We start from the raw sequence: 12,434 nt of genomic DNA, 5'->3' as shown, positions 1-12,434 counted from the left end.
ACAGAGTGTGATCACTCGCCGGGCAGCGGGTATATACAGGCGTCGCGCTGCGATGTGAGGCGACCGCTGGTGGTGACCACGGGCGGGTGGGTTACCGTTCGTTAAGTCAGTACGGCGAGAGGTGAGCACTGATGGGCACTCGTATTCGCGTGGTCGTGGCCAAGCCCGGCCTCGACGGGCATGACCGCGGCGCGAAGGTGGTGGCCAGGGCCCTGCGCGACGCGGGTATGGAGGTCATCTACACCGGTCTGCACCAGACGGCCGAGCAGATCGTGGAGACCGCGATCCAGGAGGACGCGGACGCGGTCGGCCTGTCCGTGCTGTCCGGCGCGCACATGACGCTGTTCCCCCGGGTGGTCGAGCTGCTGCGCGAGCGCGGCGCCGGCGACATGGTGGTGTTCGGCGGCGGCATCATCCCCGAGGCGGACATCCCCGAGCTGGAGCGGCTGGGCGTGGCCAAGGTGTTCACCCCCGGCGCGACCACCCAGGCGATCGTCGAATGGGTGCGGTCGAACGTCGCGACGTCGCAGCCCGCCTGACCGGCGACCCGACCGCACCGGACACGCGTAAGGCGCCCGCACCGCGGGCGCCTTATATAAGGTCAGCAAATAGGGGAGGAGCCGGACGCACCCCTCACACGCCCGGCTCCTCTATGCACGACGCCCCGCCGCCACCCCTCGACCGACAGGGCATCGGCCGTTTGTGTCATCCCGCCTGGCCTTTCGGTTTCAGCGCTCTGACATCAGACTCAACGAGGGTTTTCACCGGGGGTTACGGGCATTCCCGGGGTCACCGAAACGGGTGACAGGCTGCTACGTTCCCCCTTCATGACCTCCCCCTACGCGGCCGCCCACCCGGGCACGGCCGACTTCCCCACGCTGCACAAGGCGATCCCCGCCGGGCTCCCGTTCGAGGTCCGGCTGACCTCGGGCTGGGGCCACGCACTGCGCCACCGCCGTGCCGAAATCATCATGTTGTACGTATTCGGCCTGCTCTGCCTGGTCGGCGCCATCATCTTCATCACCGGCCCGGACGAGACCGTGCACAGCAACCGGGGCGACATGAACTCGCACCTGATCGGCTGGCTCACCCTGATCATGGCTGGGTTCTTCCTGCTCTCGACGCCGGTCAGCACCTGGTGGCTGATGCGCAAGCCGGTGCTGCTGGCCGCCGACGCCCACGGCGTGTTCGTCCGCCCGAACGGCGACAAGGAGCGGGCGCTGCACCTGCCCTGGGCCACCATCGAGACCGTGGCGGTACGGCGCTGGCGCGGGCCGCAGCTGATCGTCAAGCCGCGTGACCCTCGCATCGAGGACCAGTTCAAGCTCAAGCAGCAGGCGCGCGGCATGGATCAGCGGGCGGGCGTGGCGATCGCGCAGAAGCTGCGCCTGCGCAAGCTCGGCACCAACATCCACGTGCCGGTGGGCGGTGTGGCGAGCAGCCCGCAGGAGCTGCTGATGGCGCTTCAGTACCAGGCCGCGGGCCGCTGCCCGATCGAGCTGGCATAGCCGACGGTCGTCGCCCGGTGTGCAGTTGGGCACACCGGGCCGTCGTGCCGATACCCTGCGCTGAGGGACCGTTAGGCTGCGCGGAAGGCCCATCCAGCGGAGGATGGGCAATGGTCCCTACGCGTCGTGCCGGGTGTCCCGCCGCCGACGCGGTGGGCTGGACAGCGAAGAGGTATCGGTGGACCTGTACGAGTACCAGGGGCGCGATGTCTTCGAAAAGCACGGCCTGCCCGTGCTCGCCGGTGGCGTCGCCGAGACCCCTGAGGAGGCCCGCGCCATCGCCGAGCGGCTCGGCGGCCGTGTGGTGGTCAAGGCGCAGGTGAAGGTCGGCGGCCGCGGCAAGGCCGGTGGCGTGAAGCTGGCCGACGGCGCCGACGAGGCGTACGACCGCGCGAACGACATCCTCGGCATGGACATCAAGGGCCACACGGTCCACAAGGTGATGCTGGCCGAGACCGCCGACATCGTCGAGGAGTACTACTTCTCCTACCTGCTGGACCGGGCGAACCGCACCTTCCTGTGCATCGCCAGCGTGGCCGGCGGTATGGAGATCGAGACCGTCGCCGAGGAGCAGCCGGAGAAGGTCGCGAAGATCGCCATCGACGCCAACCGCGGCGTCGACGAGGCCCTGGCCCGCGAGATCGTCACGGCCGGCCACTTCCCGGCCGAGGTCGCCGACCAGGTCGTCGCGATCGCGATCAAGCTGTGGCAGACGTTCATCGCCGAGGACGCGACGCTGGTCGAGGTCAACCCGCTGGCGAAGGTGGGCGACGGCCGGGTGCTGTGCCTGGACGCCAAGGTGACCCTGGACGAGAACGCCGGGTTCCGCCACGCCGACCACGAGGCGCTGGAGGACAAGGCCGCGGTCGACCCGCTGGAGCAGGCCGCCAAGGCCAAGGACCTCAACTACGTCAAGCTCGACGGCGAGGTCGGCATCATCGGCAACGGCGCGGGCCTGGTCATGTCCACCCTGGACGTGGTCGCGTACGCCGGTGAGGAGTTCGGTGGGGTCAAGCCCGCGAACTTCCTCGACATCGGCGGCGGCGCGTCGGCCGAGGTGATGGCGAACGGTCTGGAGATCGTGCTGTCCGACCCGGCCGTGAAGAGCGTGTTCGTCAACGTCTTCGGTGGCATCACCGCCTGTGACGCGGTCGCCAACGGCATCATCCAGGCGCTGGCCATGCTCGAGGGCCGCGGCGAGCAGGTCACCAAGCCGCTGGTCGTGCGGCTGGACGGCAACAACGCCGAGGCCGGTCGCGCCATCCTCGACGGCGCCGGCAACCCGCTCGTCGAGCGGGTGGACACCATGGACGGCGCCGCCAAGCGCGCCGCCGAGCTCGCTGCGGCTGGGAAGTGATTTAGACAATGGCTATCTGGCTCACCAAGGACTCCAAGGTCATCGTCCAGGGCGTGACCGGCTCTGAGGGCTCCAAGCACACCCGTCGCATGCTGGCGGCCGGCACGAACATCGTCGGCGGCGTGAACCCGCGCAAGGCGGGCACCACCGTCGAGTTCGACGGCCACGAGGTGCCGGTGTTCGGGACCGTCGCCGAGGCGATGGACAAGACCGGTGCCGACGTCACCGTCATCTTCGTACCCCCGGCTTTCACCAAGCAGGCGGTCGTCGAGGCGATCGACGCGGGCATCGGCCTGGCCGTCGTGATCACCGAGGGCGTGCCGGTGCACGACACCGCCGCGTTCTGGGCGCACGCCGTGGCGACCGGCAACAAGACCCGGATCATCGGGCCGAACTGCCCCGGCATCGCTTCGCCGGGCGCCAGCAACGCGGGCATCATCCCGGCCGACATCAGCGGCTCGGGCCGCATCGGCCTGGTCTCGAAGTCGGGCACGCTGACCTACCAGCTCATGTACGAGCTGCGTGACATCGGCTTCTCCACCGCCGTGGGCATCGGCGGCGACCCGATCATCGGCACCACCCACATCGACGCGCTCGCGGCCTTCCAGGACGACCCGGAGACCGAGGCCATCGTCATGATCGGTGAGATCGGCGGCGACGCCGAGGAGCGCGCGGCCGAGTTCATCAAGGCCAACGTGACCAAGCCGGTGGTCGGCTACATCGCGGGCTTCACCGCCCCGCCCGGCAAGACCATGGGTCACGCCGGTGCGATCATCTCCGGCTCGTCCGGCACCGCCGACGCGAAGAAGGCGGCGCTGGAGGCGGCCGGGGTCAAGGTCGGCAAGACGCCGTCGGAGACCGCGCGCCTGATGCGTGAGGTCATGCAGGGCCGCTGAGCCCGAGCAGACGCCGAAGGGCGCCACCCCGCGGGGGTGGCGCCCTTTTCGCGTACGCCGGTCAGTAGCCGCCGTCGAAGCGGTGCCCGCCCATCGCGCCGCCGAAGGCGAGCGCGGCGCACCACGCCAGCACTCCCAGCAGGGTCAGGATGGTGAACGCGATGCCCAGCCAGAAGGCGACCTTGCCGAGGGTCTGGTCCTGACCGTGTTCCCGGGCCTCCTTCATGGACAGCCAGCCGAACAGGATGCCCACCGGCGCGCAGCAGGCGACGGCCGTCACGATGCCGATGATGCCGAACAGTTGCGTGTTGTCCTTGCCCGCCGGCGGCGGCGCCACTCCGTACGGCGACGGCACCGGTGGCGGTGGTGGTGGTGGCAACTGTGGCACCGGCTCGTGCGGTGGCAACGGTTCGTTCGTCATCGCTTCCCCCGATCCGGACTACTTGTTCTGCCCGTTGTTGAACACGCCGTAGCGGAACACCCAGACGTCCTTGCAGAGGGCGAGCACACCCAGCACGATCGCGATCCAGCCCAGCGCGGTCGAGGTGCCGGTCCGCTTGGCCTCGCGCAGCGACAGCCAGCCGAAGATGATGCCGAGCACGCCGGTGCAGCAGATGGCCGTGACGATGCCGATGATGCCGAATATCTTCGCCTTGTCCTGGCCGCCACCGGGGGTCACCGGGCCCGGCGGCAGGTTCGGCGGCGGCGGTGGTGGCGGCACCGGCGGTGGCGGTGGTGGCGGCGGCACGCTCGGCGGCGGCGGTGTGTAGGTCACGGTGCCTCCCTCGGTAGGGACCTGATCGCAGCGTAACCCTCCTAACTCGCATATCGGGTCGAAATGGCCACGGGGTAGGGATCGTGGTCATCACGCCTCGTTTGTGGTTAGGTATCGCCTGATGGCGGAACATGATGGGCCCCTCGACGAGTCGCCGTCCGGGCGGCCGGACGAGCCTGGGCGCGTGCCGACACAGCTGCGTCCCGCGGTGCCGGGCGGCCGCGTTCCGGACGGCGACAGCGCGTCCGGCGCGGTGAACGGGAGCTCCCCCCGCGGAGTCGACGCTCCGCGAGCCGACGCCCCCGCGACCGAGCACGACGGGCCGGTGACCGGTGCGGCACCGCGAGCCGCCACGCCCGAAGCCGCGACCGGCCAAGACACGCCGGGGACCGGTGCGGCACCGCGCGACGGCGAGCCCGAAGCCGAGGCGGCCGCCGCCGAGGAGGCGGCGGTGCTGCTGGAGTCCGCCCGCCCCGACGACCCACTACCCGCGCGGGATCCCGAGCACGACGTCACCACCCACGACACGGTGCTGCTCACGCCGGGGCACCTGGCCACCCGCGAGACGGTGCTGCTGCCGCCGCGCGACGACCTGGCCTACCGGGAGACCGTGCTGCTCTCGCGCGGGCGGCCGACGGGTTCGCTGCGGCCCCGAGGTGCCCCGCTGCCGATCGCCGCGCTGGTCAACACGGTCTGGGCCGCGCTGCAGACACTCCTGCCGCTGCTCCTGCTGACCGTGGGCGCCCGGTCCGTGGAGGGGCCGGTCGAGCTGGGCCTGTCCGCCCGGGTGGCGCTGTCCGGCTGGCTGCTGGGGCACGGGGTGCCGCTGACGGGCCCGCTCAACGAGCATCTGGCCACCCTGGACCTGCCACCGCTGCTGCTGACCGCGGTGGCGCTGTGGCGGCTCAGCCGCGCCGGTGTGCACACCGTACGCGCGCTGGGCGCGCAGGGCAGCGGGTCGATCCGGCACGCCGCCCTGGCCGCGGGCGCCGTCGGCGTCGTGTACTGCGGGCTCGGGGTGGGTGCCGCGGCGCTCGTGGACGGGCCGGGCATCCTGGTGACGCCCTGGCGCGCGGCGATCAGCTTCGCCGTGCTGGGCCTGGCCGCGGCCGGACTGGGCGCGGCCCGCAGCGGCGGAGTGGTGCGGCGGCTGGCCCGGCTGACCCCGCTGCTGCTGCGCGACGGGATCCGGGTCGGGGTGGTGGCGACGCTGCTCATCATGGGCGTCGGCGCCGGTGCGGTCGGTCTGGCCGTGGCCGTGAACGGGGCCGAGGCCTCGCATCGGCTCGCCGAGTTCCCGGGCGGCGTGCTCGGGCAGGTCGGGGCGGTTCTGCTGTGCCTGGCCTACGGGCCGAACCTGTCCGTCTGGGCGGCGTCGTACCTGCTGGGCCCCGGCTTCGAGGCGGGCACGCTGCCCCGGACCGGGCTGCCGGTGTTCGCCGGAGTCCCGCAGGCGCCGCTGCGCGGGGTCGGCTGGCTGCTGACGGTCCTGCCGCTGCTCGGCGGCGCGCTGGCGGTGGTGCTGCTGGCGCACCGAAGGCTGCGTCCCCGGCGTACCCGTCAGGGCGATGTGGTGAAGCCGCGGCCGAACTGGCCGCGCATGGCCGGGTCGGCGGCGGTCGGTGGCGTGGTGGCCGGGCTGCTTTGCGCGGCGGTCGGCTACGCCTCGGGCGGAGTGCTGCGCACCACGACCGGGTCACTGCGCTTCGGTCCCGCGATCTGGCCGATGGCGGGGATGGCGGCGCTGGTGGTCACCCTCGGGGGCCTGCTGGCGGTGGCGGGGGTCTGGGCGTTCGCGGCCAGACCGGGCGCGAAGCGGACCGAATCCGTCGTCTGACCGTGTCGGTCGCTTCCGGACAGACGGCGCGCGTCCGTCGGGTTGGCTCACTTCAGGACGTGGACGCCCAACACGGTGACGAGCACGGCGCAGCAGACGCAGCCGATCGTCCACAGCGCCAATCCGACGATCACACCCGGTCGTGACCACTTCCGGGATGTCGCCAGGGCGGCCTGCGCCCCGGCGTAGTCACCCTCACGCAGCAGCGGGTTGACCCTGTTGGCGCTGATGAGCGCCATGATGCCGAGCGGTGGGCAGAGCAGGACGGCGATGATCGACATCGCTCTGTTGTTGTCGACCTGTGGCTGCGAGCCGTGACTCAACGCGGACTCCGGGGGTGTCGTCGCGGCGGCTGGCGCGGGAGCCGATGCCGACCGAGCGGAGTCTAGTTGGCGCGGGTGCCGGACGTGACCGGTGGGACGGCCCGGTCCGGGCCGTCCCACCGGTCACCTCGTTCAGCGGTACTGGTTGAGGATCCTGTTGTTCCAATGGGTGGTCAGTCCGCAGATGGCGCCGATGATGGCGATCACACCCAGCGCTATCGCAACCCAGCCCAGCCAGCTCATCGACGCCTGGCCCTTCTTCACCCGGGACAGGTGCAGGTAGCCGAGGATGACGGCCGGGATGCCGCCGATGAACGGCAGTCCGTTCAGCCAGGGACAGCAGCAGCAACCGGTGCTGAGGACGCCGCAGACCAGGCCGATCCAGCCGAGCAGGTTGTTCTGGGCGCCGCCCGCGCGCTGGTAGACGGTGCCCTGGCCCGGACCCAGCGGCGGCGGCGGCGGTCCGTAGCCGATCGGCGGTGGTGGTGGCGGCGTGGTTGGCTCGCCGTAGGTGGTGCCGGGGCTGCGGTAGGGCTCGGTGCCCGGGGGTGGCGGCGGCACGGCCGGTGGCCCCGGCGGCTCGTAGGCAGGCGGCTCGCTCGCGTACGGATTCGAGCCGGTCGGCTCCGGCCAGCCCGAACCGGTGGCACCGGGCTCGGCGGGGTCCGAGATTGTCGGCGGGGACGGCACGGGCGGGATCGGCGGCTCGGGCACCGGCGGGACCGGCGGCGGTGGCGGGGTCGGCGGTCCGGGCGGCGGCGGTGCCGTGGGGTCGTTCAGCGTCGGCGGCGGCTGGTACGGCTCCGGCGGCGGCGGGCTGTACGGGCTCTCGGTGGCGTCGTGCAGCGGTGGCCAGCTCGGCGGCTCGGGCGTGCCCTCCGGCGTCTCGGTTCCCTCGGGAGGCGGTGGCACCGGCTCGCCCGGCGGGGGCGGCACGTCCGGTGAGCCGGGCTGGTCGCTCCGGGCCGGCGGCTCGTACGGGCGGTGCGGCTCGTCCGGCGTCTCCGGCGGCGTCGGCGGTTGCGTCAAGGTCGGCTCCTCGCGTTCGGCAGCACGCGCCGGTTCGGCACCGCGGTGGTGTCGCAGTGGCTCGGTGCCGGGACAGACGCGTCCTGGAATGCAGTTCTGTCCTCAATATCCGCTTTATCAGTCGGTTAGTCGGGCAAAACGCCGTAAATCATCGCCATACCCGCCGTGAGCGGACCGTCGCCAGCCCGATAGGGTGCTGCTGTGACCGCTCGCCTCGTCGTCCTGGTCTCCGGCTCCGGTACGAATCTGCAAGCCCTGCTCGACGCCTGCGCCGACCCCACGTACGGCGCGACCGTCGTGGCCGTCGGCGCCGACCGGCACGGCATCGCCGGCCTGACCCGCGCCCAGGCCGCGGGAGTGCCCTCCTACGTCGTCCGCGTCCCCGACTTCGCTACCCGCGACGATTGGGACGAAACCTTCACCGCGCTCACCGCCGAGCACCGGCCCGACCTCGTGATCGGGGCGGGGTTCCTCAAACTGGTGGGCAAGGCGTTCCTGGAGCGGTTCGAGGGGCGCTACATCAACACCCACAACGCGCTGCTCCCGTCGTTCCCCGGCATCCACGGCCCCCGTGACGCCCTGGCGTACGGCGTGAAGGTCGCCGGGGCGACCCTCCACTTCGTGGACGGCGGAATGGACACCGGGGCGATCATCGCCCAGGTCGCGGTGCCGGTGCTCGACGACGACACCGAGGACACCCTCTCCGAGCGCATCAAAGACGCCGAGCGCGCGCAGCTGGTCGACTACGTCGGCCGGATGGCCCGTGACGGTTGGACCATCAACGGCAGAAAGGTGATCGTCGGATGAGCGAGCAGCCCACTGGCGGCGAGCGCAAGCCCATTCGCAGGGCGCTGATCAGCGTGTACGACAAGACCGGCCTCGAGTCGCTGGCAGCGGTGCTGCGCCGGCACGGCGTCGAGATCGTGTCGACCGGCTCGACCGCGCAGCGCATCGAGACGATGGGCGCGCCGGTGACCCGGGTCGAGGAGCTGACCGGCTTCCCCGAGTGCCTGGACGGGCGGGTCAAGACCCTGCACCCGAAGGTGCACGCCGGGCTGCTGGCCGACCTGCGCCTGGACAGCCACCGCGACCAGCTCGCCGAGCTCGGGGTCGAGCCCTTCGACCTGCTCATCTCCAACCTGTACCCGTTCTCGCAGACGGTCTCCTCGGGCGCCTCGCTGGAGGAGTGCGTCGAGCAGATCGACATCGGCGGCCCGGCGATGGTCCGCGCGGCGGCCAAGAACCACGCCAACGTCGCGGTGGTCACCTCCCCGAACGAGTACGGCCTGATCGCGGCCGCGCTGGAGAAGGGCGGCTTCACCCTCGGCGAGCGCCGCGCGCTGGCCGCGCGGGCCTTCGCCGACATCGCCGACTACGACGTGGCCGTGGCCAACTGGTGCGCTCAGGAGTTGGTCGAGCTGGACTCGCTGGCCCCCGGCGCGCAGTGCTGGCCCGAGTACGCGGGCCTGGGCGTGTGGCGCAAGGAGGTGCTGCGCTACGGCGAGAACCCGCACCAGGCGGCGGCGCTCTACATCGACCCGGCCTCGGCGGCCGGTCTGGCGCGCGCGGAGCAGCTCGGCGGCAAGGAGATGTCGTACAACAACTACGTCGACACCGACGCCGCGTGGCGCGCGGTGCACGACTTCGACGGCGTGCACGCGGTCGCGGTGATCAAGCACGCCAACCCGTGCGGCATCGCGGTCAGCACCGTGTCGGCCGCCGACGCGCACGCCAAGGCGCACGCCTGCGACCCGGTCTCGGCCTTCGGCGGCGTCATCGCCGTCAACAGCGACGTCACCGTCGAGCTGGCCCGGCAGATCGCGGAGATCTTCACCGAGGTCGTGGTGGCCCCCTCGTACGCCGAGGGCGCGGTGGAGGTCCTGGCCGCGCGCAAGAACCTGCGCATCCTGGTCGCCCCGGCGTACCGGCCGGGCCCCACCGAGATGCGGCAGATCTCCGGCGGCATCCTGGTGCAGACCCGCGACAGCTTCAACTCCGACGGCGACAGCGTGGAGAACTGGACCCTGGTCGCGGGCGAGCCCGCGGCTGAGGAGGTGCTCAACGACCTCGAGTTCGCCTGGGGCGCGGTGCGCGCGGTCAAGTCCAACGCGATCCTGCTGGCCAAGGACGGTGCCAGCGTCGGCGTGGGCATGGGCCAGGTCAACCGGGTGGACTCGTGCAAGCTCGCGGTGTCCCGGGCGGGTGACCGCGCCAAGGGCTCGGTGGCCGCGTCGGACGCGTTCTTCCCCTTCGCCGACGGGTTGCAGGTGCTGCTGGACGCGGGTGTCACCGCGGTCGTCGAGCCGGGCGGCTCCGTCCGCGACCAGGAGGTCATCGAGGCGGCCAAGGCCGCCGGGATCACCCTCTACTTCACCGGCTCCCGCCACTTCGCTCACTGACACTGTCGCCCGGCGGCACTTTGCTCTGCACCCACGGGCTTGCTCTGCACCCACGGGCTTGCTCTGCACCCACGGGCTTGCTCTGCACCCACGGGCTTGCTCTGCACCCACGGGCTTGCTCTGCACCCACCCGCTTGCTCTGCACCCACGGGCGCAACGGCAGGCGGGTGGGATGCGAAAAGATCGGCGCCCCCGCTCAGGACCCCACCTCACAGAGGTTCCGAGCGAGGGCGCCGATCCGCTTTCGGCAGCCGTCAGGCGACCGGGTTGCGCAGCTCCGCGAAGTGGCAGGCGCTGGGGTGCGGGTCGACCGCGCGGCGGATGAGCAGCGGCTCCTCCACCGTGCAGCGCTCCTGCGCCTTCCAGCACCGGGTGCGGAAGCGGCAGCCCGACGGCGGGTTGGCCGGCGACGGCACGTCACCGGTGAGCCGGATGACGTCGCGGTGGGCGCGGGCATCCGGGTCCGGCACCGGCACCGCCGACAGCAGCGCCTGGGTGTACGGGTGCGTCGGCCGCTCGTAGATCTCCGCGTCCGTGCCGATCTCCACCATCTTGCCCAGGTACATCACGCCGACCCGGTCGGAGATGTGCCGCACCACGGACAGGTCGTGCGCGATGAAGATGTAGGACAGGTTCAGCTCGCGCTGCAGACCCTCCAGCAGGTTGATGACCTGCGCCTGGATCGACACGTCCAGCGCCGACACCGGCTCGTCGCAGACGATGATCTCCGGCTTGAGCGCGAGCGCGCGGGCGATGCCGATGCGCTGGCGCTGACCGCCGGAGAACTGGTGCGGGTACCGGTTGACGTGCTCGGGGTTGAGGCCCACGAGCTCCAGCAGCTCCTGCACGCGGCGCTGGCGGTCGCCCTTGGGGGCGACGTCGCTGTGGATCTCGTACGGCTCGCCGATGATGTCGCCCACGGTCATCCGCGGGTTCAGCGAGGTGTACGGGTCCTGCATCACCATCTGCACGTTGCGGCGCAGTCGGCGCAGCTCGCCGCCGCCCATCTTGAAGATGTCCCTGCCGTTGAGCAGCGCCCGGCCGCCCGTTGGCGTCTCCAGCCGCATCAGCAGCTTGGCCAGCGTCGACTTGCCGCAGCCGGACTCGCCGACGATGCCGAGCGTCTCGCCGCGGTGCAGCTCGAAGCTGACCCCGTCGACCGCCTTGACCGCGCCGATCTTCTTCTTGAAGAGGATGCCGCGCGTGATCGGGAAGTGCTTGACCAGGTTCTCGACCCGCAGGATCGGCTCACCGACCGGGCGCGCCGCCCGGGTGATGTTCTCAGCGGAGTGTGCCATCGAGCATCTCCTTAGCGAAGTGGCAGGCGCTGGTACGGCCGTTGCCGAGGTTCAGCGAGGCGGGCACGTCGGTCCGGCACAGGTCCTTGGCGTACTTGCACCGGGGGTGGAACGCGCAGCCGGTCGGCGGGCGCAGCAGGTTCGGCGGCAGGCCCTTGATCGTGGCGAGCTCGGTGCCCTTGGAGTCCAGCCGCGGGATGGAGTCGAGCAGGCCCTCGGTGTACGGGTGCGCCGGGTTCTTGTAGAGCTCGTGCACGTTGGCGTGCTCGACGATCCGGCCGGCGTACATGACCGCGATCCGGTCGGCGACGTCGGCGACCACGCCCAGGTCGTGCGTGATCAGGATCATGCCCATGTTGAGGTCGCGACGCAGGTCGGCGAGCAGGTCCATGATCTGGGCCTGCACGGTGACGTCCAGCGCCGTGGTGGGCTCGTCGGCGATGAGCACCTTCGGGTCCATCGCCAGCGACATAGCGATCATGACGCGCTGCCGCATACCGCCGGAGAACTGGTGCGGGTAGTCCTTGATCCGGGCCTTGGCGGCCGGGATCTTCACCAGGTCCATCAGCTCGACCGCGCGGGCCAGGGCGTCACGCTTCGACATGCCCGCGCGGGTGCGCAGGGTCTCCGAGATCTGCCAGCCGACCGGGAACACCGGGTTCAGGGCCGAGAGCGCGTCCTGGAAGATCATCGAGATCTCCTTGCCGCGCACCTGACGACGCTTCTCCTCCGACATGGTGAGCAGGTTCTGCCCCCTGTAGAGGATCTCGCCGCTGGGGATCTTCGCGGGCGGCATGTCCAGGATGCCCATGATCGCCTGCGCGGTCACCGACTTGCCCGAGCCCGACTCGCCCAGCACCGCCAGCGTCTCACCGGGGTTGAGGTGGTACGACACCCCGTTGATGACCCGGGCGACGCCGTCGCGGGTGTGGAACTCGACGAAGAGGTTCTTCACCTCCAGCAGAGCGTGGCCGGTGGGGGCGCCGCTCGGCTGCACCTGAATGTCAGTCAT

At 71.1% G+C, this 12,434-nt stretch carries 13 protein-coding genes; 7 read left to right on the top strand and 6 right to left on the bottom strand.

Features of this window, described 5'->3' with window-relative positions; genetic code table 11:
* The first annotated feature begins 131 nt into the window (after positions 1-131).
* The 4 genes from icmB (at position 132) to sucD (ending at position 3,761) form a co-directional block, all read left to right on the top strand.
* The gene (icmB, locus tag KUA19_RS06070; protein WP_217395096.1) at positions 132-539 is read left to right on the top strand and encodes a coenzyme B12-dependent isobutyryl CoA mutase small subunit; all 408 of its coding nucleotides are present in this window, start codon (positions 132-134) and stop codon (positions 537-539) included.
* A gap of 288 nt (positions 540-827) precedes the next feature.
* Positions 828-1,508 carry a hypothetical protein gene (locus KUA19_RS06065; RefSeq protein ID WP_217395095.1) on the top strand — a complete coding sequence of 227 codons (681 nt, stop codon included), beginning with the start codon at positions 828-830 and terminating at the stop codon, positions 1,506-1,508.
* 178 nt (positions 1,509-1,686) lie between these two features.
* Entirely contained in the window at positions 1,687-2,865 is a 1,179-nt protein-coding gene (gene sucC, locus KUA19_RS06060) for an ADP-forming succinate--CoA ligase subunit beta (protein ID WP_217395094.1), read from the top strand.
* Positions 2,866-2,873: 8 nt separating this feature from the next.
* A complete protein-coding gene (gene sucD, locus KUA19_RS06055) occupies positions 2,874-3,761 on the top strand; it encodes a succinate--CoA ligase subunit alpha (RefSeq protein ID WP_217395093.1) in 888 nt (295 codons plus the stop codon).
* A 61-nt stretch (positions 3,762-3,822) separates the two neighbouring features.
* On the opposite strand, the gene KUA19_RS42450 is transcribed toward sucD, so the two are convergent.
* Together KUA19_RS42450 and KUA19_RS06045 are read right to left on the bottom strand one after the other, a co-directional pair.
* On the bottom strand, positions 3,823-4,182 hold the full coding sequence (locus KUA19_RS42450) for a hypothetical protein (protein ID WP_254548680.1): 360 nt from the start codon (positions 4,180-4,182) through the stop codon (positions 3,823-3,825).
* Between the two features lie 18 nt (positions 4,183-4,200).
* Positions 4,201-4,536, bottom strand: coding sequence for a DUF4190 domain-containing protein (locus KUA19_RS06045; protein WP_308167351.1), 336 nt, complete (start codon positions 4,534-4,536; stop codon positions 4,201-4,203).
* Positions 4,537-4,720: 184 nt separating this feature from the next.
* Here KUA19_RS06045 and KUA19_RS06035 point away from each other — a divergent pair, with 184 nt between their 5' ends.
* Positions 4,721-6,373 carry a cell division protein PerM gene (locus KUA19_RS06035; RefSeq protein WP_217395092.1) on the top strand — a complete coding sequence of 551 codons (1,653 nt, stop codon included), beginning with the start codon at positions 4,721-4,723 and terminating at the stop codon, positions 6,371-6,373.
* 47 nt (positions 6,374-6,420) lie between these two features.
* Here the strand turns inward: KUA19_RS06035 and KUA19_RS06030 are convergent, their stop codons facing one another.
* Both KUA19_RS06030 and KUA19_RS06025 read right to left on the bottom strand, forming a co-directional pair.
* Positions 6,421-6,696, bottom strand: coding sequence for a CD225/dispanin family protein (locus KUA19_RS06030; RefSeq protein ID WP_302498565.1), 276 nt, complete (start codon positions 6,694-6,696; stop codon positions 6,421-6,423).
* Between the two features lie 132 nt (positions 6,697-6,828).
* Positions 6,829-7,725 (bottom strand): DUF4190 domain-containing protein, encoded by an 897-nt coding sequence (locus KUA19_RS06025; RefSeq protein ID WP_217395090.1) that lies wholly within the window; start codon positions 7,723-7,725, stop codon positions 6,829-6,831.
* 201 nt (positions 7,726-7,926) lie between these two features.
* On the opposite strand from KUA19_RS06025, the gene purN reads away from it, so the two are divergent.
* Together purN and purH are read left to right on the top strand one after the other, a co-directional pair.
* The gene (gene purN, locus KUA19_RS06020) at positions 7,927-8,532 is read left to right on the top strand and encodes a phosphoribosylglycinamide formyltransferase (RefSeq protein WP_217395089.1); all 606 of its coding nucleotides are present in this window, start codon (positions 7,927-7,929) and stop codon (positions 8,530-8,532) included.
* Positions 8,529-10,124, top strand: coding sequence for a bifunctional phosphoribosylaminoimidazolecarboxamide formyltransferase/IMP cyclohydrolase (purH, locus tag KUA19_RS06015; RefSeq protein ID WP_217395088.1), 1,596 nt, complete (start codon positions 8,529-8,531; stop codon positions 10,122-10,124). Before purN ends, purH begins: the two co-directional genes overlap by 4 nt.
* Positions 10,125-10,378: 254 nt before the next feature.
* On the opposite strand, the gene KUA19_RS06010 is transcribed toward purH, so the two are convergent.
* A complete protein-coding gene (locus KUA19_RS06010) occupies positions 10,379-11,422 on the bottom strand; it encodes an ABC transporter ATP-binding protein (RefSeq protein ID WP_217395087.1) in 1,044 nt (347 codons plus the stop codon).
* On the bottom strand, positions 11,406-12,434 hold the full coding sequence (locus KUA19_RS06005) for an ABC transporter ATP-binding protein (protein WP_217395086.1): 1,029 nt from the start codon (positions 12,432-12,434) through the stop codon (positions 11,406-11,408). Before KUA19_RS06005 ends, KUA19_RS06010 begins: the two co-directional genes overlap by 17 nt.

Origin of the sequence: Catellatospora tritici (genome assembly GCF_019083965.1) — a bacterium.
Lineage (GTDB): Bacteria > Actinomycetota > Actinomycetes > Mycobacteriales > Micromonosporaceae > Catellatospora > Catellatospora tritici.
The sequence above is the reverse complement of the archived record's forward strand: the minus strand, read 5'-3'. Positions and strand labels throughout refer to the sequence as shown.

Bases quoted from the DNA above. Each gene is read 5' to 3' on its own strand.
- purH (WP_217395088.1), top strand. From the start codon at position 8,529: ATGAGCGAGCAGCCCACTGGCGGCGAGCGCAAGCCCATTCGCAGGGCG.
- KUA19_RS42450 (WP_254548680.1), bottom strand. From the start codon at position 4,182: ATGACGAACGAACCGTTGCCACCGCACGAGCCGGTGCCACAGTTGCCA.
- sucD (WP_217395093.1), top strand. From the start codon at position 2,874: ATGGCTATCTGGCTCACCAAGGACTCCAAGGTCATCGTCCAGGGCGTG.
- KUA19_RS06005 (WP_217395086.1), bottom strand. From the start codon at position 12,434: ATGACTGACATTCAGGTGCAGCCGAGCGGCGCCCCCACCGGCCACGCT.
- KUA19_RS06010 (WP_217395087.1), bottom strand. From the start codon at position 11,422: ATGGCACACTCCGCTGAGAACATCACCCGGGCGGCGCGCCCGGTCGGT.
- icmB (WP_217395096.1), top strand. From the start codon at position 132: ATGGGCACTCGTATTCGCGTGGTCGTGGCCAAGCCCGGCCTCGACGGG.
- KUA19_RS06065 (WP_217395095.1), top strand. From the start codon at position 828: ATGACCTCCCCCTACGCGGCCGCCCACCCGGGCACGGCCGACTTCCCC.